This window comes from Lysinibacillus capsici (genome assembly GCF_020217405.1).
GTDB lineage: Bacteria > Bacillota > Bacilli > Bacillales_A > Planococcaceae > Lysinibacillus > Lysinibacillus capsici.
Genome location: NZ_CP084108.1, coordinates 3,289,508 through 3,315,814, shown reverse-complemented (window position 1 = coordinate 3,315,814; position 26,307 = coordinate 3,289,508). Strand labels below are relative to the sequence as shown.

Sequence of the window (26,307 nt, the reverse complement as noted above, 5' to 3'; positions counted from 1 at the left end):
TAATAAAGAGAGTCAGTGGCTGGTGTAAACTGATTTACAGCTTATGTGAATGGACTTATGAGAGTCGCTTATAAAAAAGCGAACGTGATTCCCCACGTTATAGGGGTGCTTTCAAGGTGTGGTTTACCATACCCATAAAGCACAAAAGTGAGAGCATATGCTCTAATATGAGGTGGCAACGCGGTCATAATCGTCCTCTGCAATTAGGAATAATCCTTTTTGCAGAGGGCTTTTTTATTTTCATTCAGCATTCGTCTAGACATTAGCTAAAGGAATCTTTGAAAAAGGAGCAAAATAGCTATGCAAACAACGAGTTCAAGAACAAAAATGAAAACGATCAATGGCGATTCTTTAACACCTATTTTGATTTTTAGGCGTTTACAGGGAAAACATAAATTTTTATTGGAAAGTTCTGCCCAACACGAAGGAGCTGGAAGGTTTTCCTTTATTGGGGCTAATCCACGAAAAACATATAAAGGTGTGGGCCAAGAAATCCAAGAGGTTTCCTATAAAACAGGAAAAACATATGTGCATCAAGGGGAACTTTTTGTCCTTCTGAAACGCCTCATGCCACGTATTTCCCATACGACACAATTTCCATTTTCAGGTGGTGCCGTTGGATATATAGGCTTTGGCGGTACAACGATGTTCGTAGATAAAAAAATAGAACTGCCTGATGCTCATTTTCATGTTTATGAAACGATTATTGTATTCGATCATCAAACAGATGAAGTGACATTGATTCATACAACTATAGATGCAGAAAAGCAAGAACCTGATTTGGAAGATTTGGCTCAACAAATAGTAAACGGGCATATCAGTGACGAAGCATCTTATCGTTATCAACCGCTTGATACTACAACAAATGAATCATTTGCAACGGTTTTACAGACAATGCAAGCCAATTTACAAGATAACATAACAAGGGTCGTTTTGCCGAACCGCAATGTAGCCAACTTTCAAGGTGATACGTTGGCTTTGTATCGACAGCTACGTAAAAAAAAGCCTGCAGCCTATATGTATTATATAGAGTTTGAGGATCATGTTGTGTTAGGTACTTCTCCTGAAAGTCTAATCCGAGTAAAAGGTGAAAGCGTTATTGCGACTCCTACAGAAGGAACATATCCGCGAGGGGAAACAAAAAATGAAGAACGAGAAAATGAACGCAAATTATACAACCATGAAAGCATTAGGCAATCACATGCACTTCTTGTTAGGGCTATTCAGCAAGAATTACAGTCGGTTTGTTTTCGAGATTCTGTTCAGGTCATGGAGGCTATGCGTATTCAGCGGTCCAAAAAGGCACTGCACATGACGACTAGGGTGGAAGGAAAGCTTTTACCAATGCTTCATGCCCTGGATGTTTTAGCAGCAACCATATCCCCACTTTCAGCAACGGAGCTTCCGCATGCAGCTGGTTATTTTGGTGCTCTCGGCTTTATTGGATTTAATGGTCATTTGGATTTTGCCTTAGCAGGTCAATCGATTGTAGTTAAACAGGATACCATGCATTTGCAAGCAACAATAACTGTTACCAAATATACAAATGTGCAAAACGTTTTACATCAAGTGCAAGAGGAAGAACAGACATTTTTACAGTTACTGGTGAACAATGGGGGGCAAAACTAATGGAACAATTACAAAGGAAAGTACTGCAGGGAACACATCTCATGTATGAAGAAATGTTACAGGCAGCGCAATGGTTATTTCAAGATGATACTCCTAAGGAAGAAATAGCAAGCTTTTTAACAGCTTTAGCTGCAAAGGGAGAAACTGCACATGAAGTAGCTGCATTAGCAACTATTATGCGATCTTTTGCTCTTGATATAGTCGTAAAAGAAGGTAGCTATATGGATAATTGCGGTACAGGTGGAGATGGTCTTCATACTTTTAATATCAGTACAGCTTCTGCTTTCGTGTTAGCTGGAGCGGGTGTCAAAATTGCCAAGCATGGGAACCGTAAAATCTCTTCCTCCTCTGGTAGCTCAGATGTGCTAGAGGCACTAGGTATTCATACAGCTATTTCCATCCCTCAAACAGCCCATTTGCTAGAGAGAGAGGGAATCGCTTTTATTTATGCACCGAATGTTCATCCGAAATTAAAGAGAATTGGTGAAGTTCGCCGTTCATTAGGAAAACCGACAATCTTTAATCTTGTTGGTCCTTTAACAAATCCGGTCCCATTATCCACACAATTTACAGGCATTAATCGACCGAATTTTGTCATGGAATATGCCTCAGTCTTACAAATGCTTGGACGTGAGCGGGCCATTGTCGTCTCAGGGCCACAAGGCTTAGACGAGGCTTCATTAGCAGGTCAAAATACATTGGTTTTAGTAGATAAAGGAGATCTAATTCCCTTTTCCCTAACCGCAGAAGATGTCGGTCTTCAAATGGCCCCTTTAGAGGCCATCCGTGGTGGCACTGCAGATGAAAATGCGGTGATTATGCAAAAAATATTGGCTGGGGAACGGAGTCCTTATTTAGATACAGTAGTATTAAATGCTGGCATCGGCTTATTTGGCTATGGTCAAGCGGAAACCATCAAAGAGGGTGTAGCTATGGCAAAGGAAAGTATTTTTAGCGGGAGAGCACAACAGAAATTAGAGGCGGTTGTAACATATAGCATGCAAATTAAAGAAGTGGAGGTAGGGTAATGAATATACTCAATAAAATATTACTGCAAAAAAAGATTGAGGTAGGTGCTTTATTAGAGCAGCCAGATCCTTTAGCAAACTTTACAGAAACGCCACGTCGCTCGTTATTTGAATCATTGTGTCAAGCTCAAACACTGCAAGTCATCGCAGAAATGAAGCGTGCTTCCCCTTCCAAAGGGTTAATAGCTGGTGGAGCAGATCCAGTTGCTCAAGCAAAAGTCTATGCACTAGCAGGAGCAGCAGCTATTTCGGTCTTAACAGACAAGGAATTTTTTAAAGGCTCCTTTGAAGATTTAGCAGCAGTTGCTGGTGCTGTAGATACGCCACTTCTTTGTAAGGATTTTATGATTGATCGAGTGCAGATTCGATTTGCCAAGGCAGCAGGTGCATCTATTATTTTATTAATTGTGGCAGCCTTAACTGATGATGCATTACGTGATTTATATAGCTATGCCACGGGCTTAGGCCTAGAAGTTTTAGTGGAGGTACACGATTGTGAGGAGCTTGAACGCGCTCTTGCTGTAAATGCAAAGTTAATTGGCGTTAATAATCGTGATTTACGTACCTTTGAAGTAAGCCTAGAGCGTACCAGAGAAATTGCTAATGTGTTTCCATTTGATGAGAATCGAGTATTAATTAGTGAGAGCGGTATATGGACGCAGGACGATGCGAAGCTAGTAGCCTCGATGGGGGCTAGTGGTGTCCTGGTAGGTGAAGCTTTGATGAGGAGTGGAGATGCGGGGCAAGCACTACGAGATTTGCAAGTAAGTAAAGAGGAGGCATCGGTATGACAAAGGTCAAAATTTGTGGTCTACAGGAGCAAGAACATGTCAAAACAGCTGTTCATGCTGGTGCAGATGCTATAGGGTTTGTTTTTGCACCGAGTAAACGCCGTGTATCCATTGAGCAAGCCCAACAGTTAGCAAAGCATGTACCACAAGGCGTTTTAAAAATAGGTGTCTTTGTTAATCCAACGCCAGCTGAATTAAAAGAAGCCGTAGAGCAAGTACCCTTAGATTATGTGCAATATCATGGAGAGGAATCGCCAGCATTTATTCAGGAGCAAGGTTATCCCGCCATAAAGGCATTATCAATACGAGATAAAGAGGATGTTCAAGCGGCAGCTAATTATCAAGTAGATTATTATTTATTTGACGCGCCTGGTACAGAGTTTAAAGGTGGGAGTGGTCACACTTTTGATTGGACACTCCTTGAGCAAGTAGGGATTCCCAAAGAAAAATTACTATTAGCGGGTGGTCTCAATGTAGACAATATTGAAGCGGCCATTACGGATGTAGAGCCTTTTATGGTGGATGTTTCAAGTGGTGTAGAAACAGATGGAAGCAAGGATTCTACCAAAATACAAGCTTTTTTACAGGCAGTAAAGAGGGGGAGCAAATGATGGGAATATCAATAGCAAATAGTGTACCGACAAAAGAAGGGCGTTTTGGACAATTTGGTGGTCGGTTTGTGCCAGAAACATTAATGACAGCCTTGCTTGAATTAGAAGCGGCTTATGAGCAAGCATTACTAGACCCTGCCTTTACAGAGGAGCTGTCCTATTATTTAGAAGACTATGTTGGCCGCGAAACACCGCTCTATTACGCAGAAAATTTAACGAAGGCGCTAGATGGAGCAAAGATTTATTTAAAGCGTGAAGATTTAAACCATACAGGTGCACATAAAATTAATAATGCGATTGGGCAAGCACTTCTAGCCAAACGCATGGGTAAAAAGAAAATCGTTGCTGAAACAGGTGCTGGTCAGCATGGTGTGGCAACAGCTACTGCATGTGCATTATTAAATCTAGAATGTGTTGTTTTTATGGGAGCAGAAGATATAAAACGTCAGCAGTTAAATGTCTTTCGTATGGAGTTGCTTGGCACAAAGGTTCAATCGGTGGAAAGTGGTTCTAAAACATTAAAGGATGCTGTGAACGCTGCCCTACGTTACTGGGTGACAAATGTTGAGGATACCCACTATATTTTAGGCTCTGCCTTAGGTCCTCACCCATTCCCCAAAATTGTTCGGGACTTTCAGCGTGTCATTGGAGTAGAAACAAGAAGGCAAATCGTGCAAAAAGAGGGGCGTTTACCTGATGCAGTTGTTGCCTGTATTGGAGGTGGCAGTAATGCAATCGGTATGTTTCACCCATTCGTTGATGATGAATCAGTTGCCTTATACGGTGTTGAAGCAGCAGGAAGTGGTCTTGAAACTGGGAAGCATGCTGCGGCCATCGCAGGTGGACAATTAGGGGTATTACATGGCGCCTACATGTATTTATTACAGGACGAAAACGGCTTTGTCCAAGAAGCACATTCTATTTCAGCTGGGTTAGATTATCCAGGGAAAGGACCAGAGCATTGTTATTTACATGATATTGGTCGAGCTCAATTTGACTCCATCACAGATGCTGAAGCACTGGAGGCACTACAATTATTAAGCCGAACGGAAGGGATACTGCCTGCACTTGAAAGTTCTCATGCCATTGCTTATACGGCAAAACTTGCAAAGACCATGGCAAAAGATCAGATCATTGTTGTGTGCTTATCTGGTCGAGGAGATAAAGATGTTCACACAGTTCGAGCTGCACTAGGAGGGGATGTTAAATGACAACTTTACAGCAAGCGATCGAACAGGCAAAAGCTGAAGGTCATAAAGCTTTTATACCTTATATTATGGCAGGTGACGGAGGGCTAGAGACCATTAAGCCAACTATTTTAAAACTGCAGCAATTAGAGGTAACAGCTATTGAAGTAGGGATTCCTTTTACAGATCCTGTTGCTGATGGTCCAACAATCGAACGAGCAGGAGAACGTGCACTCAAAGCTGGTGTGACATTAAGAAACGTGTTGCAAACACTCGCGTCATTTAGAGATGAAATAACAGTGCCTCTCGTAGTCATGACTTATTTCAATCCAGTATTAGCATATGGCTTAAAGCCTTTTGCGCAAGCCTGTGTAGCTGGGGGAGTTAAGGGATTAATTGTACCAGATGTCCCGTTGGAAGAGAGTGAGTTGTTACGTGATGCATTAAATCCATATGGCATTGATGTGGTACAGCTTATCTCATTAACAAGCCCTCCAGAGCGTATAGCACGCATCGCAGCAGCTAGTCAGGGCTTTGTTTATGCAGTGACCGTTAATGGGATCACAGGAGCAAGATCGCGTTTTGCCAATAATTTAGAACAGCATTTTGCAAGCTTACGTCAAGCAAGTCCAATCCCTGTGCTTGCAGGCTTTGGTATTTCAACACCAGAGCAAGTGAAAAAGATGGGGGCTTTGGGAGATGGTGTAATTGTCGGTAGTGCCATTGTGACGGCATTGCATCAAGGAGATTTGGCAACGGTGGAAGCATTAGTAGCCGCCTCGAAAGGTGTGTTAGAAAAGTCTACTCTTTAGAAGAGTAGGCTTTTTTGATGATGAAAGAAATGGAAAAGTGACGAATAGAAATTAAAAATCGATGGATAAAACTATCAATCTAACGGATAGTGCGCAACCTATAGAAATTCGGTATAATAGCTTTCGTAAGGAAGTGAGCAGATGATTCTATCGAAAAAAAGATGGCAGGTGGAGCGTCCTGACGCAACACTTGTACAAGCATTACAAAATGACTTACAACTTTCTGCGATTGCAGCAAAAATTTTAGCAGCACGAGGCTGCGAAACAACGGCTGAGGCAGAAAGCTTATTAAATATGACTGAGGCAAATATCCATGACCCATTTCTTATGCATGGTATGGCTGAAGCGGTAGCACGAATTGAACAAGCACTAGAAAATGGTGAGAAAATTTTAGTGTATGGTGATTATGATGCGGATGGTGTGACAAGCACAACCGTTATGTTACATGTTTTACTAGATCTTGGAGCAGACGTCTCCTTTAAAATTCCGAATCGTTTTATCCATGGCTATGGTCCGCATGAAGCCCTATTTCGGGAGGCCTATGAAGAGGGTGTACAGTTAATCATTACAGTGGATAATGGTATATCTGGTATTGAGCCTATTCGAGTAGCAAAGGAGCTTGGTATGGATGTCATTGTGACAGATCACCATGAGCCAGGTGAGGAGCTACCACCAGCAGATATTATTCTTCATCCCCGAATACCAGAAGGGCAATATCCATTTGGCGAGCTAGCAGGAGTAGGGGTAGCCTTTAAGCTGGCACATGCTCTTTATGGTGAACTACCAAGCCATCTAATAGAATTTGTGGCGATTGGCACTGTAGCAGATTTGGTTCCGTTGGTGGATGAAAATCGCTATCTCGTGAAGAGGGGCATACAAGAAATGCGTCGTTCCCTTAGTCCATGGGTACAAGCGATGTGTGACATAGCCAGTACAGAGCAGATGAAAATTACAGAAGAAACGATTGGCTTTTATTTTGGTCCACGATTGAATGCTGTTGGTCGTCTAGGTGAAGCAGCTCCTGGTGTCGAATTATTAATGGCGGAGGATAATGCTAAAGCAACCGCATTGGCAAAAAAGCTAAATGCCTGCAATACCGAGCGCAAAGATATTGTGAAAAGTATTACAGATGAAGCCATCGCACTGATTGAAGCAGATGAAAAAATCGGCCATTCCTTAGTTCTTGTTGTTGCTGGCGAGGGCTGGAACGCAGGTGTTGTAGGAATTGTAGCCTCACGTCTCGTTGAACTGTATTACCGCCCAACGATTGTGCTGTCACTCGATCCCGAAAAGGGCATAGCAAAAGGTTCTGCTCGAAGTATTGAAGGTTTTCATCTATATAATGAACTAGCTAAAAATCGAGATATTTTACCGCATTTTGGTGGACATCCTATGGCTGCAGGTATGACCTTATCATTAGAGCATGTGGATGAACTACGTACTCGCTTAGATGCTCAGGCAAGAGCCTGTTTAACAGAGGAGCAATTAACACCTGTAGTGCATATTGATATACCGCTCAGCATAGACGAAATTTCAGCGGATGCGATTGAGGAAATTTCAACACTAGGACCATTTGGCACAGATTTCCCTAAGCCTGTGTATGTGCTGGAGAATGTAGAAATCGCCTCCATGCGTAAAATTGGAGCGGGCGAGAATCATATTAAAATGGAAATAACAAACGGCTATGATAAATTGGATAGTGTTGGTTTTAACAAAGGGCATTTACATGATGAATTAACGTATGGCATCAAAGTTTCCTTTATAGGCGATTTGCAAATTAACGAATGGCAGGGACGTAAAAAAGCCCAATTTATGATCGAGGATGTCCAAACTACAGAATGGCAGTTATTTGATATTCGTGGTATCCGTCAAACAGCTCGATGGCTGAATACGGTACCGAAGGACGTGGCCCGGTTTATCGCCTTTCGTCCAGAAACGATGACCTATTATCAATCATTAATCGGTGAACCTATTACACTGGTTGACCCAGCCCTTTCAAATATTGAACAAAGTGATTACATCGTGCTCTTAGACTTGCCACACAATGTTCAAAAGCTAGAGGACGTTTTACAGAAGACAGCCCCTTCACGTATTTATGCTCATTTTTATATGCCTGACTCGCAATACTTCAGTGGTCTACCTACTCGTGAGCAATTTGCTTGGTATTATAAGTTTTTGAAAAATCGACCAGCCTTTCCGCTTGATATGCATATCGCAGATTTAGCGAAGCATACGGGGTGGCCATTAGATACACTAAAATTTATGACACAGGTGTTTTTTGAGCTTGATTTTGTTAAAATGGAGAGTGGACTGACGACTGTCAACGTGAATGCTCCAAAACAAGCACTAACAGAGGCACCGTCTTACAAACAACGTTCAGAACAGATTGAAATGGAGCAAAAGCTTGTCTATGCTCCTTATATAGAATTAAAACAATGGTTTGATGAACGTTTAACATCAGCGGACGAATAACGTTTCGTAGGAGGAGCAATAACATGGATTTAAAGCAATACGTTACAACGGTTGAAAATTGGCCGAAAGAGGGCATTACCTTCAGAGATATTACAACAATTATGGATAATGGTCCTGCATACAAATATGCAACAGACCAAATCGTAGAATATGCAAAAGAAGTGGGCGCTGAAATTATTGTTGGCCCTGAGGCACGTGGTTTTATTATCGGTTGTCCAGTTGCCTATGCACTTGAAATCGGCTTTGCCCCTGTTCGTAAACCTGGTAAATTACCACGTGAGGTAATTAGTGCAGACTACGGTCTTGAATATGGTAAAGATACGTTAACAATGCATCATGATGCAATTAAGCCTGGTCAAAAAGTTTTAATCTGTGATGATTTACTAGCGACTGGTGGTACAGTTGAAGCAACGGTTCGTTTAGTAGAACAATTAGGTGGTCAGGTAGTAGGCTGTGCATTCCTGATTGAACTTCTAGAATTAAATGGTCGCGAAAAGCTTGGCGATTTAAATATTAAAACACTTATTCAATATTAAGAGCATGGCAAAAAGCGCCCTATACTGTGGGCGCTTTTTTTATACTTCGTCATAGGCTTGAATAATTTTTTGCATTGTTCGCAAGGTATCGTAGAAATCTGCGTATTTTTCGGTTCCAATATCCTCGATAATTCTATCTTGAATGCCTTGCCAAATAGGTGCTGCTTCATGCAGCTTTTCTAAACCTTTTTCAGTGAGCGTTATTTTTTTGGTACGAGCATCATTGGTATCTCGCTTTAACTCAACATAGCCATGTTGCTTTAATAGATTAATATTACGTGTTATAGTGGTTTGATCCAGTTGTAAAATTTCACCTAAACGGCTGATTGAGACAGCTTGTTGAAGGTCGATATGTGCAAGCATTGAATATTGTGTAACTTTTAAACCTGTAGGCTGTAGCAGCTTATCATATAATTGTGTGACAACCCTTGTTTTTTTTCTAAGGTTTGCACAAACACAAATTTGTGTATAATCAATATTTTTAAGTTGATTCTTCATCGACAGTACTCCTTTAAGGGGATTCTACTCATTATAAGTATACACCCAATAACTAGAATTTCCTTCTTGACAGCTTTATGAACGATTACTATGATTATACATGTATATACATATAAATGAAATAAGCAGACTAAAACATGTATATACATGTTTTATAGTCTATCAAAGAAAAGAAGGTGTTGAGGTGAAGCGTGTTCATTATAGTTGGTTTATTTTAATCGTCACATTTTTCTCGATAATTGTCGCAGGAATTACAATGTCATCATCTGGCGTGTTTATCGATCCTCTTGAAAAAGAATTTCACTGGGATCGTTCAACCATTGCTTTAGCTTTTGCTGTAAGTTTGTTTTTATATGGCATATCTGGACCATTTATGGCTGCGTTGCTTGAAGTCATAGGCCTAAAGAAAATGATGCTAGGTGCTATGGCAACTTTAGTATTCGGAATGACTTTAACATTTTTGATGAGTGAATCCTGGCAGCTAATCATTATTTGGGGGGGCATTATTGGTCTTGGAGCAAGTCTCTTTTTAACCGTCCTTAGCCCATATGTGGCGAATCATTGGTTTGTAAAACGCAGAGGATTAGCGGTTGGTATTTTAACGGCAAGTACAGCCACGGGTCAGTTAATTTTATTACCAGTTCTAGCTATCATTATTGAACACTATTCTTGGCGATGGGCTATCACATTAATGCTACTCCTTAGTATCATAATGTTTTTCATGATTGCGCTTTTTATAAAAAATAGACCTCAGGATATGGGGTTAACTCCTTATGGACAAGAGGAGGCTATAGAGGAACAACCAATACAGCAAAAGAAGAATCCAATAGCGATGGCTTTTAAAGGTTTACTTGAGGCGATTAAGGTTAAAGCATTTTGGCTCTTAGCAGGTAGCTTTTTTATTTGTGGGCTATCGACAAGCGGATTAATTGGTACTCATTTTGTTTCTTATTGTATTAGCTTTGGCGTTCCTTTAGTCACTGCCGCATCATTTCTTTCTTTTATGGGCATTTTTAATTTATTAGGTACAACTGCGTCTGGCTGGTTATCTGATCGCTTCGATAATCGGTGGTTATTGTTTTGGTATTACCTGTTAAGAGGCGCATCTCTATTATTGCTCCCTTATGCACTCGCACAAGGATCATTTGTTTTATTAACGATTTTCACGATTTTTTACGGACTAGATTGGATTGCTACAGTGCCGCCAACCATCAGTATGACACGACAAATTTTTGGTACGCAAAAAAGCAGTATTATCTACGGCTGGATATTTGCTTCACATCAAGCAGGAGCAGCGGTTGCTGCGTATGGTGGCGGGTTAATTTATAAATTTTTTAATTCTTATACATGGGCTTTTTTCCTTGCAGGAATGTTTTGTGCAATGGCCAGCTTATTCGTTATCATTGTTAAAAAACAAACACCTCAGCAAGCATAAACAAATATAAGTTGAACCTTCGTAAGATGAGGTTCAACTTTTTTAATAAAGAATCTTTTGACATAACACAAACAAAAGTTTATAATATAAACAAATATAATAAAAGGTGATGCTATGAATGAAAGAGAACAGGCGGTGCTTGCTTTAATTCGCCAGAATCCGTTTATGTCTCAGCAAGAAATGGCAGATGCAATGAATCTGTCGCGTCCTGTGCTTGCTAATTTAGTGTCTAGTTTAACGAAGCAAGGAAAAATTGTAGGTCGTGCTTATATATTACCCGAAGAAAATGAAATTATTTGCATCGGTGGAGCTAATTTAGACCGAAAATTCCATGTCAAGGGCAATGTTCAATTTGGAACATCTAACCCTGCCAGTTCTTCCTTTAGTGTAGGTGGCGTTGGTCGAAATATTGCTGAAAACTTAGGCAGATTAAACCACCAAGTGACGCTACTGACAACGGCAGGTAAGGATGCTGATTGGCAAGTGATCCAAGAGGCTTCGGAATCCTTTATGAATCTACGTTATGTAGAGCAGCTTGCAGAGGCTTCCACAGGTTCTTATACTGCCATCATGGATGAACAGGGTGAGCTAGCACTAGCTGTAGCAAATATGGAAGTTTACGACCTTCTGTTACCGAGCTTGTTGAAAAAACATGAAACAATGCTTGTAAACGCGGGCTGTTTTATTTTGGATTTAAACTGTCCAAAAGAAACAGTGGCGTATATCCAGCAAGTAGCCCTTGCTCGTGATATTCCACTTGTCATTGTGCCAGTATCTTCGCCAAAAATGAATCGACTACCTGAAACATTACAAGGCGTAACTTGGTTTATTTGTAACACAGATGAAGCGGAAACGATTGTTGGACATAAAATTGAAAACGCTACCCATTATGAAAAAGCTTTACAACAGCTCCTACAATTAGGTGCGGAGCATGTCATTATCACGGCTGGTAGCAAGGGCGTTTATGCAGCATCTACAACGATTGCCCCTTGTCATGTTGCCGCTAAAGTGATTGACAAAATTGAAGATGTGACAGGAGCAGGAGATGCCTTTGTTAGCGCTGTTATTCACAGTTGGCTGACTGGACAATCTTTTGAGACATGTATTGATGCTGGATTAACCAATGCAAAAAATACATTGGCATCTCCTTATACAGTAAGACCTGAATTATCAGTAGATTTATTGAAAAATGAAATGGAGGAATAACAACATGAAAGAATTCATCGTATTATCAGAAGAAGTAAAAGCAGGACAAGCAAAAGGTCTACCAATCGTTGCGTTAGAATCAACAATTATTTCACACGGTATGCCATACCCACAAAACGTGCAAACTGCGCGTGAAGTTGAGCAAATTATTCGCGATAATGGTGCAGTCCCAGCAACAATTGCATTAATTGATGGAAAAATTAAAATAGGTCTATCAGATGAAGAACTAGAAATGTTCGGTAATGCTCAAGGTGTTGCAAAAGCTTCACGTCGTGACTTAGGCTACTTACTAGCAACGAAAAAATTAGGTGCTACAACAGTTGCAGCGACAATGATCTGTGCAGAGCTTGCAGGTATTGAAATCTTTGTTACAGGTGGTATTGGTGGTGTACACCGTGGTGCGGAAACAACAATGGATGTCTCTGCTGATTTAGAAGAATTAGCACAAACAAATGTTGCCGTTATCTGTGCGGGTGCAAAATCTATTTTAGACATCGGTCTTACATTAGAATATCTTGAAACAAAAGGTGTGCCAGTGGTTGGTTATGGTACGAATGAATTACCTGCATTCTACACACGTCAAAGTGGATTTGATGTAAACTTCCAATTAGATACGCCAGAAGAAATTGCAGCAATGCTATCTGCGAAATGGCAATTAGGCTTAAAAGGTGGCGCTGTCATCGCAAATCCAATTCCTGAGGCGGAAGCATTAGAGCATGCATTTATTACAAACATTATTGAAAAAGCTTTAGTTGAAGCAGAAGAGAATGGCATTCAAGGTAAAAACGTTACACCATTCTTACTTGGCAAAGTTAAAGAATTAACAGAAGGTAAAAGTCTTGATGCTAACATTGCATTAGTGAAAAACAATGCAGTAGTCGGCGCGAAAATTGCTGTAGCTTACAATCAATTACATTAATCAATTTGTCGAAACAAGGACTCTTTGTGACGTGAAGTCGCAGAGGGTCTTTTTTATTAAAAAGAAGAATATTTTTTCCATTTTTCGAACTGTTCACGAGATTAACTAAACTAAATGATACAGTCTCTTTACAATAGACCACTATATTTTATACAATTAAGTTTATATCTAATCTGAAAAATTTGACGAGCAAGGTGGACATGTTATGGCGAAAGAGCAAATTTTGACTCCTGAGGACGTTTTTGAGTTAGTCAAATCCTACATGAATGATGAAAATGTCGCATTCGTGAAAAAAGCATATGAATTAGCAAGGGATGCCCATATTGAGCAATTCCGTAGCTCAGGTGAACCGTATATTATTCACCCAGTACAAGTAGCAGGTATTCTAGCTGAATTACAAATGGACCCAGAAACTGTAGCGGCAGGTTTTTTACATGATGTTGTCGAAGATACGGATTTTACACGGGATGATTTGGTACGTGAATTTGGCGAAGAGGTGGCCGTGCTTGTTGATGGTGTTACCAAGCTAGGGAAAATTAAATATTTATCAAAAGAGGCGCAGCAGGCAGAAAATCATCGGAAAATGTTTGTGGCTATGGCGCAAGATATTCGTGTCATCCTCATTAAGCTAGCAGACCGTCTTCATAATATGCGTACGTTAAAGCATTTACCTGCTGAAAAACAACGACGCATTTCAAAAGAGACGCTCGAGATTTTTGCACCACTTGCTCATCGTCTTGGAATTTCGACTGTAAAATGGGAGCTTGAAGATACAGCACTGCGCTATTTAAACCCACAACAATATTATCGTATTGTCAGTCTGATGAAGAAAAAACGTGATGAACGTGAAGCTTATTTAGAAAATGTGATGGCTGAGATGAAATCACAACTGAACGAGGTTGAAATTGACGCAGATATCTATGGTCGACCAAAACATATTTACAGTATCTATCGAAAAATGGTGTTACAAAAGAAACAGTTTAATGAAATTTATGATTTATTAGCCATTCGTGTTCTTGTCGATAGTATTAAAGATTGCTATGCCGTATTAGGGATTGTGCATACACTTTGGAAACCAATGCCAGGACGCTTTAAAGACTATATTGCTATGCCAAAACAAAACCTGTACCAGTCTCTACACACGACTGTTATTGGACCTTATGGTGATCCGTTGGAGGTACAGATTCGTACAAAGGAAATGCACAAAATTGCAGAGTACGGGATTGCGGCGCACTGGGCATATAAAGAAGGCAAAAACGTAGATCATCAAAAGCAGAATGTCGACCAAAAATTAACGTGGTTCCGTGAAATTTTAGAGTTCCAAAATGAATCTTCCAACGCAGAAGAATTTATGGAATCCTTAAAATTTGATTTATTTTCTGATATGGTTTATGTCTTTACACCTGAAGGCGATGTCATTGAATTGCCAGCAGGTTCTGTTCCTATTGATTTTGCCTACCGTGTTCATTCCGAAGTGGGAAATCGTACGATTGGAGCGAAAATCAATGGGAAGATGGTACCGCTTGATACACCATTAAAAACAGGCGATATCATTGAAATTTTAACTTCTAAACAATCCTTTGGTCCGAGTCGCGATTGGCTAAAAATAGCTCAATCCTCGCAGGCGAAGAATAAGATAAAGCAATTCTTTAAACGACACCTGCGTGAAGAGAATATTGTCAAAGGTAAAGAAATGATTGAAAAAGAAATCCGTGCTCAGGATTTCGATTTAAAGGAAACGATGTCCTCCGAAAACCTAAAACGGGTATGCGACAAATTTAACTATACAAATGAAGAAGATCTGTATGCTGCAGTTGGTGTGAATGGTATTACTGCGCAACAGGTCGTAAATCGTTTAGCTGAAAAACGTCGTAAAGAACGTGAGCAGGAAGAAGCACTAGAGAAAATTGAACAAAAAATGAAAAATCCAATTCCACAAAAACGTACGGAATCGGGTGTTATTGTAAAGGGTATTGATAATATGCTCATTCGACTTTCTCGCTGCTGTACGCCCGTTCCTGGTGATGATATTGTAGGTTTTATTACGAAGGGTAGAGGTGTTTCTGTCCATCGTGAGGACTGTCCAAATATTCAAATTGAGGATGAGCAGGAGCGCTTAATTGAAGTGGAATGGGAGCATGGTGTCATTCCTGAGAAAAAGGAATACCCTGTTGATATTGAAGTTTCAGCTTTTGATAGACCTGGCATTTTAAATGAAATCATGCAAATTGTTAGTGAAACGAAAACGAATATTTTAGCAGTAAGTGGTCGTGCTGACCGTGATAAAATGGCAACAATTCATTTAACTATTTCTATTTCAAATATTTCACATTTGCATAAAGTAGTTGAGCGAATTAAACAAACACCTGATATTTATTCGGTGCAACGTGTCATTAACTAATGGATAGGCAATATAGAATTGGGGTTTAGTACATGAAAGTAGTATTACAGCGCAGTAAAGCTGCCTCTGTAACAGTTGACGGAACTGTTACAGGAGCAATTGATCATGGCTATGTTCTTTTAGTGGGAATCACACATGAAGACACACAAGAGGATGTTGCCTATTTAGCAAAAAAAGTAGCCAATTTACGACTCTGGGAAGATACAGATGGAAAAATGAATCATTCGATCTTAGAGCATGGGGGCGCTATTTTATCCGTCTCACAATTTACATTGTATGGGGATGCAAAAAAAGGGAATCGTCCAAGTTTTATCAATGCAGCTAGACCAGAAGTAGCTGAGCCACTGTGGGAGGCTTTTAATCAAGCTTTACGCCAGCATGGCCTACATGTGGAAACAGGTATTTTTGGTGCCATGATGGATGTAGCACTAATTAATGATGGTCCAGTCACAATTCTTCTAGAGTCAAAATAATGGAACATTTCCTATAATTCCTTCATATACTAAAGAGTATGGTTAGTTTTATAGGAAGGAGTGTCTTAAACATGACGCAGACGAGAAGTATAACAAATCCATATTTATACGAAACTCTTAACATGATGATTGGCCAGGCGGTAGTTGTGCAAACAGAAAAAAATATTCAACAAGGTATTTTATTATCCATACTACCTGACCATATGGTTCTTGAGATAAATCGTACGCCTTTCTTCATTCGGATGGAGGAAATTGTATGGGTTACATTGGAAACTACAAAAAAATGAGAAAGTATGAACCTTCAAATCATAATAAATGATAGAAGGTTCTTTTTTATTTGTTTAGGGCAAATAAAAATACCTGAATAGCAAATTTATTTCGAAGAGATAAAAACTATTAAAACAGTTGCTACTCTTTGAATATTATTTTTTTAATAAAATATAAATGATATGTAAGTAAGTCCATTTGATTCCTCATGGATAGCTAACCACTGTGATTTTCCATTCTACTTACAAACTTTGATGTCTTTCATCTTAGGTTTATCCCACTAATAATGGGAGTGCTTTATGAAGTTCATGAATAAAAAGCATCTAAGGACAATCCATACAACTTTATCATTTCTAACACCGCCGCATATTGCTCCCGCCTTAATAAAAAACAATTTGTCATATAAGATGAAATTATTATTTTGGAAAACAAAAAATAACGTTGGAAATGCCCATTATTATTTAAGTATGTGTCCGTGTTTATAGGAGAGGAATAAGAGGTTTAATTAGGAAAGGTAGCGTGTGCTTTCAGAAATAATAGAAAATTAATACTTTACAATAAATTTAAACTCATGTATATTTATTTTCAATTAGCGACAAATAGCGACAATATACTGCTAATGTCTAATCAGAAAAAGGAGCGTGATTTAATGGAAAATGAACAGGGGATAAAGAAGAAAAGCTGGTTGAAAGTACCTCATACATATACGATTATTTTTGCTATTATTTTTTTAGCAGGTATTGCAAGCTATATCATACCAGCGGGTGAGTTTGAACGTGTAGAGGATGAAGAAGGGCGAATGCTCGTTGTAGATGGAAGCTATCATCATATTGAGAGTGAACCAGTTTCTTTTTTTGAAATGTTTACAGCGGTTCCAATGGGTCTCGAAAAAGGGGCTCAAATTATTTTTTACATTTTTTTAGTCAGTGGTGTATTTGGTATTATTCGTTCTACAGGTGCTATTGAGGCTGGTGTTTATAAAGGAGTAAAAGCTTTAGAGGGCAGAGAAAAACTACTGATTCCTTTATCGATGATTTTATTCTCTGTTGGTGGTTTTACAATGGGGATGGCGGAAGAGACTATTATTTTTGTACCAATTGGTGTGGCCATTGCACGCGCGATGGGCTTTGATGCTGTAACAGGAACAGCTATGATTACACTTGGTGCCGCTAGTGGATTTTTTGGAGGAATGCTTAATCCCTTTACGGTAGGTGTAGCGCAATCATTAGCGGACGTACCATTATTCTCAGGGATTGGCTTCCGTGCTGTAGTCTATGTTTTTGTATTAGGTTTTGCTATTTTCTATGTCTCTCGCTATGCTTTTAAGGTGAAAAAGAATCCTCAAGCAAGTGTTATTTACGATATTGAGCAAAAAGCTAAATCTAATGTTTCTGCGATTGACATCCCTGCATTAACAGGCAAGCATAAATTCGTATTTATTGTCATGGCTTGTGGGATTGGCTTTAATATTTATGGTGTCTTTAACTGGGGCTGGTTCTTAACGCAGCTAACTGCATCCTTTTTAATTATGGGGTTAGTTGCAGGATTAATTGGTGGTTTAAAACCTGCTACTATCTTTGATTCCTTTATTGAGGGAGCCAAGGCTGTAACATTTGGTGCTTTAATTGTAGGTTTTGCCCGTGCTATTACGGTTGTTTTAGAGCAGGGGAAAATTATTGATACAATCGTTTATGCAGCATCAGAAACAATTGGACATTTGCCACATGCTATCAGTGCAATCGGCATGTTATTTATACAAGCTCTTTTGAATTTATTTATTTCATCTGGTAGTGGACAGGCAGCTGCAACAATGCCGATTATGATTCCAATCACTGATTTATTAGGATTAGAGCGACAAGTGGCTGTTTTAGCCTTCCAATATGGGGATTCCTTAACGAATTCTATTATTCCTACTTCGTCTGCATTAATGGCGTATTTAGCTGTTGCAGGTATCCCATATGAAAAGTGGATTAAGTTTATCTGGAAGATGATTCTTGGGTGGGCATTGATCGCCTGTCTGGCGCTAATTGCTGCGGTAGCCTTAGGAATATCTTAAATATGAAAAAAGCTGTGGATGTTATCATCCACAGCTTTTTTGCTTAGTCATCTTGTTCATTAAAGTAGTTGAGAATTCCCTGATAAATACCAAGAGTTGCTTGTTCACGGAATTTAGCTGTTGTAATGACGCGCTCCTCACTTGAATTACTTAAAAAGCCTAACTCAATAAGGACGGCCTTTTGACGATTCTCTCGTAATACCAAATAATTCCCTTGTTGTGTACCACGGTCTCTTAAATCTAGTTTATTGGAAAGACCATCATGAATTGCTTCAGCAAGCCCTTTTTGATTGCTATTCATATAGTAGGATGTGTAGCCGTTAATGGAGCTATCATCTGTGGCATCATAATGAAGGCTAATAAAGGCGTCTGCCTCATATTGATGGGCAATCGATACACGCTTACGTAATGCCACATATTCATCCGATTCTCTCGTCATGACAACGTTTGCGCCAGCAGCACTTAGTTTAGAAGCAAGCAGAGTGGCCGTTTTTAAAGTAATGCCCTTTTCCTCTGTACCTCGTTGACCAGTTGTGCCATGGTCATTTCCTCCGTGACCAGCATCAACAACTATCGTTAATCCAGTTAAAGTACCTTTTTTACGAGGCTCTTCCTTTTCTTTCTGTGGACTTATCGCTTTATTGGAACTTGTTGTGACCACCCAGTTCGCGACAAAAGCTGTTTTTTCGTCGTCTAGTTGTATTTCATAAAAATCATTTTTAACGCCTACAATCGGGTAATTTACACCAGCATCTACACGTTCAACCACTTCTGCTGCTGTTGAGGCATCCGTTCGTAGGTTTGTCCCATTATAGATAATCGTAACAGACTCTAACTCTTTGGAAGTTGATGTTTTTGAGGTACTTTTTACTTTATTAGAGAATGTACCGTAAAAACTATAGACCCAACCTACTTTTTTATCATTGTACTGAATTTGTACCCAATTATGCTCATGTGCGAGTACTTTAAAGGCTTGTCCTTTTGTTACTGTGCCGATTTTTTTAGCGTTCAAATCTGGCTTCTTACGAACATTAAGGGTGTCCACTAAAATGGTGAAGGTTGTATCTTTGTTAGCGGGTGCCGTGGTTGTAGTAGTTACTTCTACAGCATTTTCTTTGGGTTCCGTTTCTTTTTTAGGGTTATCGTTGATCGTGACATAATCCTTCGACACCCATCCTGTTAGTCCATTCCAATCGATTTTTGCCCATTCTCCATTTTCTTCAACGAGATTTGCTTGGTTACCAGTAGAAAGTTGACCAAGAACAGCTGAAGAGATATCTGGTTCTGTTCGAATATTTAAACGGTCAACTTGTGAAATGACGGTTTTGTCGATCGCTTGTTTAGCATTAGTAGGTGCTGTCAGCCAAGAGGCAACCCATCCCTCATAATTACCTGCTTTGACTTGGTACCAATCACCTTCTCGACCGATTGAGGTTAAAGGGTCACCTTCTTCTAAAGTCGTAATAATGGGATAAGACAATCCAGGACCCTCTCGCAAATGAAGAATCGTTCCAGCGACTTTTAGATCACTGGTGTCAGCGGAAGCTCTTTGAACAAAGTTCTTATTTGGAATCGCCATCGTTACCATTAGTACGAAGATGATTATACTATGTAAAATTTTTGTCCTCATCAGATTCCTCCTATTCCTTGTGCTATTTTACCATGCTTTTATCATAAAATTCGTGGTAAAATGGTAACAGAATTAGTTATTTTCAACATAGACTGATGAAAAATACAAAAATAGTTGACATTGCTTTGGCTAGTGACTAACATAAAGGGTAATCGAAAAATGATTAATCGCTTATGACCAAGCAAGTAGCGTATACCACTATTGGAAAAGAGAGGGAAAGACTTAGGCTGCAATCTTTCCTACAAAAATGTATTACGTGAATAACACTTGAGAGGCTTTTTTCTGAAAAGCAGTGCCTAGTAGGAAAAAACGGAATCGGCCGTTATCCGATTAAGAGGAGGACACATGTAATTATTTGTGTCAACTAGGGTGGAACCGCGGAAGCTTATACAGCTCTCGTCCCTTGCTATTGCAAGGGACGAGGGCTTTTTTGTTGTTCAAAACAGTAATGAGTTTTTTAGAGGGATTGTTGTTTTTGCTCATAAAAGAGGGGAAGGCGCTCCAATTAGTATGAAAAGCGCTCGTCAAAGGCTCATTCGCTCAAAGTGGGACTACAGCTGCTCTATCATAAGCAATCAATATAGGAGGGAATTACATGAGTTTTAAAGTGCCACGAGGGACACAAGATATTTTGCCAGGTCAATCTGAAAAATGGCAAAAAGTTGAAGCGATTATTCGTGATATTTGTCGTGTTTATCGCTATAACGAAATTCGCACACCAATTTTCGAGCAAACGGATCTATTTGCACGTGGTGTTGGGGAAACAACTGATGTTGTACAAAAAGAAATGTATACATTTGAAGATCGTGGAGGGCGTTCCTTAACACTACGTCCAGAAAATACGGCTGGTGTCGTACGTGCCTATGTGGAGCATAAAATGTTTGGTGCTCCTGATCAGCCAGTTAAGCTTTCTTATTTAGGACCAATGTTCCGCTATGAGCGCCAACAGGCTGGTCGTTATCGTCAATTTGTACAGTTTGGGGTAGAAGCAATCGGTTCAGCAGATCCTGCGATTGATGCAGAAGTCATTGCTCTTGCTATGGACGTCTACGAATCAGCGGGTTTAAAGGATTTAAAATTAGTGATTAATTCTCTTGGTGATAAAGAAACACGTGATACACATCGTACTGCTTTATTACAGCATTTTGAGCCACATATTCATGAATTTTGCTCAGACTGTCAAAATCGTTTACAAAAGAATCCATTGCGAATTTTAGATTGTAAGGTAGATCGTGAGCATCCATTAATGCAAACGGCTCCAGCGTTAACTGATTTCTTAACAGAAGAGTCAGCTGGTTATTTCACTCAAGTGAAATCGTACTTAGACACATTGGGTATTTCATATGAGGTCGATCCAAATCTTGTACGAGGACTGGATTATTATAATCACACAACTTTTGAAATTATGTCCACAGCATCAGGCTTTGGTGCTATTACAACATTATGTGGTGGTGGACGCTACAATGGATTAGTGCAAGAAATTGGCGGTCCAGATGTACCAGGTATAGGTTTTGCATTAAGTATTGAGCGTTTGTTGCTGGCACTTGAAGCGGAGGGTGTGGAATTAGACACAGCTTCAGGGCTAGATGTTTACATTATTGCAATGGGCGATGAAGCGAAGCAAAAGGCTGTTGAGCTGACAAGCACTTTCCGAGCGAAGGGACTTGCGACAGAGATGGATTATTTAGACCGTAAAATGAAAGCTCAAATGAAATCAGCTGATCGACTAGGTGCAAAATATACACTTGTTCTTGGTGAAACAGAACTTGAAGAGCAAGCAGCGGCTGTAAAACATATGGAATCTGGGGAGCAGCACAAAGTGGCGTTCTCAGAGCTAGTGAACTATTTAACACACAAAGCTTAAAAATAGACAGAGAGCATTTCTAGGAAATGCTACATAAATTGAAGATATTTTGGAGGAATTTAACAATGGCTACAAGAACACATGCTAGTAACGAGCTGTCAGAAGCGTTACAAGGCGAAAAAGTCGTATTAAAAGGTTGGGTACAGCGTCGTCGTGACCTTGGTGGTTTAATTTTTATTGATTTGCGTGACCGTACAGGTATTACGCAAGTTGTGTTTAGTCCAGATGTTGCAGAAGCACACGCATTAGCGGATAAAGTGCGTAGTGAATATGTGATCGAAGTGGAAGGCACAGTCATCCTTCGTACAGAGGATCAAATCAACCCGAATGTACCAAACGGTAAAATTGAAGTGGAAGCAACAAAATTAGTCGTAATTAATACGGCAAAAACAACGCCATTCCAAATCGAAGATCGTACAGATGTATCAGAAGATTTACGTTTAAAATATCGTTATCTAGACTTACGTCGTCCTGTAATGTTCGATACTTTCAAAATGCGTTCTGATGTGACACGTACAATTCGTAACTTCCTACAAAATGAAGGATTCTTAGAAGTTGAAACACCAATTTTAACAAAATCAACGCCAGAGGGTGCTCGAGACTATTTAGTTCCTTCACGTGTACATGAAGGTGAATTTTATGCCTTACCACAATCACCTCAATTATTTAAGCAATTATTAATGGTTGCTGGTTTTGAAAAGTACTTCCAAATTGCGCGTTGCTTCCGTGACGAAGATTTACGTGCTGACCGTCAACCAGAGTTTACACAGGTGGACATTGAAACGAGCTTCTTAACACAAGAAGAAGTATTAGAAATGAACGAGCGCTTAATTCAAGCGGTTATGAAAGAAGTAAAAGGAATTGACATTCCTGCACCATTCCAGCGCATGAAATACCAAGAAGCAATGGATCGTTATGGTTCAGATAAGCCAGATGTACGTTTTGGCTTAGAGCTTGTGGCGTTAAATGATATTTTTGAAGGCTGTAATTTCAAAGTATTTGCTGATACGGTTGCACAAGGAAAACAAGTGAAAAGTATCAATATTAAAGGTGCAGCTGACAAATATTCTCGTAAAGACATGGATGAGTTAACAAAATTCGTTGGGATATACGGAGCAAAAGGTCTTGCCTGGTTAAAGGTAACAGAAGAAGGCTTAAACGGACCAATTGCGAAATTCTTTGACGAGGCATTAGCAGCAGCCTTAATCGAGCGTATGGGAGCAGAAGTTGGCGATATTCTAGTATTTGTAGCAGATAAAGCCGCTGTTGTAGCAGCTTCATTAGGTGCTCTTCGTACAAAATTAGGACAAGATTTAAATCTGATTGATGAATCACAATTTGCTTTCCTTTGGATTACTGATTGGCCATTATTCGAATACTCGGAGGAAGATGGACGCTACTATGCAGCACACCATCCATTCACACGCCCGTTTGATGAAGATATAGCGTTAATGGACACAGACCCTGCAGCAGTACGTGCACAAGCATATGATATCGTTTTAAACGGCTATGAACTTGGTGGTGGTTCATTACGTATTTACGAACGTGACCTACAAGAAAAAATGTTTGAATTACTTGGCTTCTCAGAAGAAGAAGCACAAGCACAATTTGGCTTCCTATTAGAAGCGTTTGAATACGGGGTACCACCACATGCAGGTCTTGCCTTTGGTCTTGATCGCTTCGTTATGCTATTAGCAGGCCGTACTAATTTACGCGATACAATCGCATTCCCTAAAACAGCTAGCGCAAGCTGCTTGATGACAGAAGCACCAAGCGAAGTATCTCCTGAGCAACTAAGTGAACTAAGCCTGGCTATCAAACCATTTAGAAAATAATGTATAATTCAAAATACCTGGATTACCTAGCAAATACTGTTGGGAATCTAGGTATTTTTTGCGTTTTCTTAAGAAATTATAGATTATTAGAGAAAATCGTTTGAATTATCAGAAAAGTGGTGTTATGATAACTGTAATACGAATCCTGATGTGTTTGTCTAACTGCTAACTCTACTTCACAGTTTTGACCGAACATTATAGAATCGGGAGCCTTCATTTTGTAGTCGCAAACATGCCCCTAACAAAGCGGGACGTTTAAAGTTGCAAAGCGGGCACCCACCTGCAAATTGCGGGTTCAAAACGAATGTTTCTTGGCATTACGGCACAATTGGGATTCGTCCTATACATAGGATTGAGAGGAGCTTATCGATAGCTCCTTTTTTTACATCAAATTAAACAGGTACATGGTAGCAAAGAACTAGTAGAGTGTTTTGAGCGAATGTTTAGAAAATAGGAAAGATTACTTTTTATTTCTGATGAAGCAGCATATAATTGGTATAGACAACTATACCTTTTTGAAAAGCTATATCCGCATTAATCCTTTAGGCAGATAATACGAGGATAAACACTTTATGAAAAGGATTTTTGAAAGCGTTTTAATTGTGGCTAATACTAAACACAGTGAGGGAGAAGCCTATTGAAAAGAAGGCAAATTGCATCAAATTACGAGACAGTGATTAGTAAGTTGAGAATATAATGGTACAACGATTGAGCGCAGATGCTACAATGATAGTGAGAAAGTCACCACTTCAAGCGACTGTGTCAATATGTCGTTTTCACACTGTTGTCAGTGGATATCATTTAGCTTTGTTTAATCATGCGAAATACAAAAAACGTGATCTGACGAGGTCAAGTTGTATGGAGAAATCATAAAGGCGATAAGGAAGGTGCAAGAATTGTTAGAGAAAAATTCTCATATACCTATTTATATACAAATAGAAGAGATTATTAAACAACGAATTTATTTAGAAGAATACAGAATTGGTGAGACCATCCCATCAGAACGAGAGCTTTCTGCACAATTTGATGTAAGTAGAATGACTGTTCGTCAATCCATTACCAATCTAGTAAATAGTGGTCTATTATATCGAGAAAAAGGGAGAGGAACGTATGTTGCAAATCCAAAATTAGAGCAACCGTTAAAAGGCTTAACGAGTTTCACGGAAGATATGCGAGCAAGAGGAATGGAACCAAGCAGTAAGGTATTACGATTTGAGAAAATCATACCACCTGTGGATATCGCAAGAGATTTAATGATAGAGTCTGGCGAAGAAGTGTTTTTTGTAGTGCGTATAAGAAATGCAGATGCGCAACCAATGGCAATCGAAAGAACATATATCCCAGTTAAAATCTATCCGGAGTTGGATGAGAAGCAAATAATGGGCTCGCTTTATGCCTTAATCGAAGCAAAGTTCCATCAAAAAATTGGGAATGCGGTACAACAGATGGAGGCAGCCATCGTATCGAAAGAGGATAGTAAGTTTCTACAAATTAATCAAACAGCACCAGTTTTAATTATCAAACGTACAAGTTATTTATCAGATGGTAAGCCCTTTGAGCTTGTACGCAGTACGTATCGAGCTGATCGTTATAAATTCATAAGTGAAATTAAAAGGTGATTTTATGCATGCATATTTTTCTGAAATCGAAAAGCTTATCCAGGTTGTGAAGGAACAGGAGGCATCACATATAAGTGATGTGGCTCAAATCATTGTCCAACGTCTCCAAAAAGGTGGGATAATTCAATTATTTGGTTGTGGTCATTCACAGCTATTGGCACAGGAGGCATTTTATCGAGCAGGTGGTTTAGTACCCGTCCGTCCTATATTTATTGAACCATTAGCTTTACATGCTGGAGCATTAGCTTCTTCAATCAATGAGAAAGACTCAACTATTATTGAACAGCATAAGGAACAGTTTGACTTTCGTGAAAATGATGTTTGCATCGTCATTTCAACCTCAGGGAGAAATGCAGCACCTATTGACGCCGCTTTATTAGCAAAGGATTCAGGGATATTTGTGCTATCCCTCCAATCGCTCCACTATAAGGAACAGACTACACGTCATCACAGTGGGCTGCGGCTAGAAGATGTGGTAGATTTTGTAATTAATACCCATATACCGATTGGTGATGGTGTACTAACTATACATGACATACAGTATGCGCCAGCATCTACTGTTATTGGTTCATTACTATTAAATGCTTTGTTCAGTGAAATCATAGAAACACTAGCAAAGTCCTCAATAGAGTTACCGATTTTTGTCAGCAATAATGTTGATTCGGATTGGTCACATAATGAGAAAATGATTGCCAACTATCAACATCGGATTAATTTTACGTGAAAGAGTGGAGGTATGTAAATGAAGAAAATGTATAAAATTACATCTACTGAAGGTATTCATGCCAGACCGGCTGCATTACTCGTAACTGCAGTGACACCATTCCAAAGTGATATTAAATTAATATACGAAGAAAGATCCGTTAATTTAAAGTCTATTATGGGCGTAATGTCACTAGGTGTAAAACCAGGAAGTATAGTGGAAATTTCAGCAGATGGGCCAGATGTAGCAACATTATTTCAAACTATTAATGAAGTCATGTTGTCTAAAGCAATAGGAGAAGTATGGCAAGAGGAATAAAAGATTCGTGCAGTGGT

Annotated in this window: 22 protein-coding genes, 1 other RNA gene and 2 other annotated features (1 of these 25 running past the window's edge); of the genes, 21 read left to right on the top strand and 2 right to left on the bottom strand. The window is 39.5% G+C overall.

Annotated features, from left to right (window positions below):
- Positions 1 to 201, top strand: a binding site (T-box leader); it begins 36 nt to the left of the window's first position.
- Positions 202 to 300: 99 nt separating this feature from the next.
- The 8 genes from LCP48_RS16320 to LCP48_RS16285 all read left to right on the top strand — a co-directional run bounded on the left by LCP48_RS16320 (position 301) and on the right by LCP48_RS16285 (position 9,066).
- Positions 301 to 1,629: a glutamine amidotransferase gene (locus LCP48_RS16320; protein WP_009373658.1), complete on the top strand. Its 1,329-nt coding sequence runs from the start codon at positions 301 to 303 to the stop codon at positions 1,627 to 1,629.
- Positions 1,629 to 2,657 (top strand): anthranilate phosphoribosyltransferase, encoded by a 1,029-nt coding sequence (gene trpD / locus LCP48_RS16315; RefSeq protein ID WP_004226710.1) that lies wholly within the window; start codon positions 1,629 to 1,631, stop codon positions 2,655 to 2,657. Before LCP48_RS16320 ends, trpD begins: the two co-directional genes overlap by 1 nt.
- Complete coding sequence (gene trpC, locus LCP48_RS16310) at positions 2,657 to 3,448, top strand: indole-3-glycerol phosphate synthase TrpC (RefSeq protein ID WP_004226713.1); 792 nt, start codon at positions 2,657 to 2,659, stop codon at positions 3,446 to 3,448. The genes trpD and trpC overlap by 1 nt, the downstream gene beginning before the upstream one ends.
- Positions 3,445 to 4,059, top strand: coding sequence for a phosphoribosylanthranilate isomerase (locus LCP48_RS16305; RefSeq protein ID WP_004226715.1), 615 nt, complete (start codon positions 3,445 to 3,447; stop codon positions 4,057 to 4,059). The genes trpC and LCP48_RS16305 overlap by 4 nt, the downstream gene beginning before the upstream one ends.
- Positions 4,059 to 5,270: a tryptophan synthase subunit beta gene (gene trpB / locus LCP48_RS16300; RefSeq protein ID WP_004226717.1), complete on the top strand. Its 1,212-nt coding sequence runs from the start codon at positions 4,059 to 4,061 to the stop codon at positions 5,268 to 5,270. The genes LCP48_RS16305 and trpB overlap by 1 nt, the downstream gene beginning before the upstream one ends.
- Complete coding sequence (gene trpA, locus LCP48_RS16295) at positions 5,267 to 6,058, top strand: tryptophan synthase subunit alpha (protein WP_225340384.1); 792 nt, start codon at positions 5,267 to 5,269, stop codon at positions 6,056 to 6,058. Before trpB ends, trpA begins: the two co-directional genes overlap by 4 nt.
- A gap of 141 nt (positions 6,059 to 6,199) precedes the next feature.
- Positions 6,200 to 8,530: a single-stranded-DNA-specific exonuclease RecJ gene (recJ, locus tag LCP48_RS16290; RefSeq protein ID WP_009373746.1), complete on the top strand. Its 2,331-nt coding sequence runs from the start codon at positions 6,200 to 6,202 to the stop codon at positions 8,528 to 8,530.
- 23 nt (positions 8,531 to 8,553) lie between these two features.
- Positions 8,554 to 9,066 (top strand): adenine phosphoribosyltransferase, encoded by a 513-nt coding sequence (locus LCP48_RS16285; protein WP_004226730.1) that lies wholly within the window; start codon positions 8,554 to 8,556, stop codon positions 9,064 to 9,066.
- 39 nt (positions 9,067 to 9,105) lie between these two features.
- Here the strand turns inward: LCP48_RS16285 and LCP48_RS16280 are convergent, their stop codons facing one another.
- Positions 9,106 to 9,564 carry a MarR family winged helix-turn-helix transcriptional regulator gene (locus LCP48_RS16280; protein WP_009373748.1) on the bottom strand — a complete coding sequence of 153 codons (459 nt, stop codon included), beginning with the start codon at positions 9,562 to 9,564 and terminating at the stop codon, positions 9,106 to 9,108.
- A 184-nt stretch (positions 9,565 to 9,748) separates the two neighbouring features.
- Here LCP48_RS16280 and LCP48_RS16275 point away from each other — a divergent pair, with 184 nt between their 5' ends.
- The 7 genes from LCP48_RS16275 to LCP48_RS16245 all read left to right on the top strand — a co-directional run bounded on the left by LCP48_RS16275 (position 9,749) and on the right by LCP48_RS16245 (position 18,321).
- Entirely contained in the window at positions 9,749 to 10,999 is a 1,251-nt protein-coding gene (locus LCP48_RS16275; protein WP_004226733.1) for an MFS transporter, read from the top strand.
- A 114-nt stretch (positions 11,000 to 11,113) separates the two neighbouring features.
- Entirely contained in the window at positions 11,114 to 12,205 is a 1,092-nt protein-coding gene (locus LCP48_RS16270) for a carbohydrate kinase (RefSeq protein WP_009373750.1), read from the top strand.
- A gap of 4 nt (positions 12,206 to 12,209) precedes the next feature.
- Complete coding sequence (locus tag LCP48_RS16265; RefSeq protein WP_216485522.1) at positions 12,210 to 13,124, top strand: pseudouridine-5'-phosphate glycosidase; 915 nt, start codon at positions 12,210 to 12,212, stop codon at positions 13,122 to 13,124.
- Positions 13,125 to 13,329: 205 nt separating this feature from the next.
- Positions 13,330 to 15,525, top strand: coding sequence for a RelA/SpoT family protein (locus tag LCP48_RS16260; RefSeq protein ID WP_004226739.1), 2,196 nt, complete (start codon positions 13,330 to 13,332; stop codon positions 15,523 to 15,525).
- 32 nt (positions 15,526 to 15,557) lie between these two features.
- Positions 15,558 to 15,998, top strand: coding sequence for a D-aminoacyl-tRNA deacylase (gene dtd, locus LCP48_RS16255; RefSeq protein WP_004226741.1), 441 nt, complete (start codon positions 15,558 to 15,560; stop codon positions 15,996 to 15,998).
- 71 nt (positions 15,999 to 16,069) lie between these two features.
- Complete coding sequence (locus LCP48_RS16250; RefSeq protein WP_004226745.1) at positions 16,070 to 16,285, top strand: DUF2642 domain-containing protein; 216 nt, start codon at positions 16,070 to 16,072, stop codon at positions 16,283 to 16,285.
- 629 nt (positions 16,286 to 16,914) lie between these two features.
- Complete coding sequence (locus LCP48_RS16245) at positions 16,915 to 18,321, top strand: YfcC family protein (protein ID WP_225340383.1); 1,407 nt, start codon at positions 16,915 to 16,917, stop codon at positions 18,319 to 18,321.
- Between the two features lie 43 nt (positions 18,322 to 18,364).
- Here LCP48_RS16245 and LCP48_RS16240 read toward each other — a convergent pair whose 3' ends face one another.
- Positions 18,365 to 19,951: an N-acetylmuramoyl-L-alanine amidase family protein gene (locus LCP48_RS16240; RefSeq protein WP_202341285.1), complete on the bottom strand. Its 1,587-nt coding sequence runs from the start codon at positions 19,949 to 19,951 to the stop codon at positions 18,365 to 18,367.
- Between the two features lie 164 nt (positions 19,952 to 20,115).
- Positions 20,116 to 20,358, top strand: a binding site (T-box leader).
- Between the two features lie 188 nt (positions 20,359 to 20,546).
- Between LCP48_RS16240 and hisS the strand changes: the two genes are divergently transcribed.
- From hisS to LCP48_RS16210, 6 genes are all read left to right on the top strand, one after another.
- On the top strand, positions 20,547 to 21,815 hold the full coding sequence (hisS, locus tag LCP48_RS16235; RefSeq protein ID WP_004226766.1) for a histidine--tRNA ligase: 1,269 nt from the start codon (positions 20,547 to 20,549) through the stop codon (positions 21,813 to 21,815).
- A 65-nt stretch (positions 21,816 to 21,880) separates the two neighbouring features.
- Positions 21,881 to 23,650 carry an aspartate--tRNA ligase gene (gene aspS / locus LCP48_RS16230; RefSeq protein WP_004226768.1) on the top strand — a complete coding sequence of 590 codons (1,770 nt, stop codon included), beginning with the start codon at positions 21,881 to 21,883 and terminating at the stop codon, positions 23,648 to 23,650.
- A 139-nt stretch (positions 23,651 to 23,789) separates the two neighbouring features.
- Positions 23,790 to 23,989: non-coding RNA, 6S RNA (ssrS, locus tag LCP48_RS16225), on the top strand.
- A 557-nt stretch (positions 23,990 to 24,546) separates the two neighbouring features.
- Positions 24,547 to 25,269, top strand: coding sequence for a GntR family transcriptional regulator (locus tag LCP48_RS16220; RefSeq protein WP_004226770.1), 723 nt, complete (start codon positions 24,547 to 24,549; stop codon positions 25,267 to 25,269).
- 4 nt (positions 25,270 to 25,273) lie between these two features.
- Entirely contained in the window at positions 25,274 to 25,993 is a 720-nt protein-coding gene (locus tag LCP48_RS16215) for a sugar isomerase domain-containing protein (protein ID WP_004226771.1), read from the top strand.
- Between the two features lie 18 nt (positions 25,994 to 26,011).
- Positions 26,012 to 26,290, top strand: a complete 279-nt coding sequence (locus LCP48_RS16210; protein WP_004226773.1) for an HPr family phosphocarrier protein — start codon at positions 26,012 to 26,014, stop codon at positions 26,288 to 26,290.
- Positions 26,291 to 26,307 lie beyond the last annotated feature (17 nt).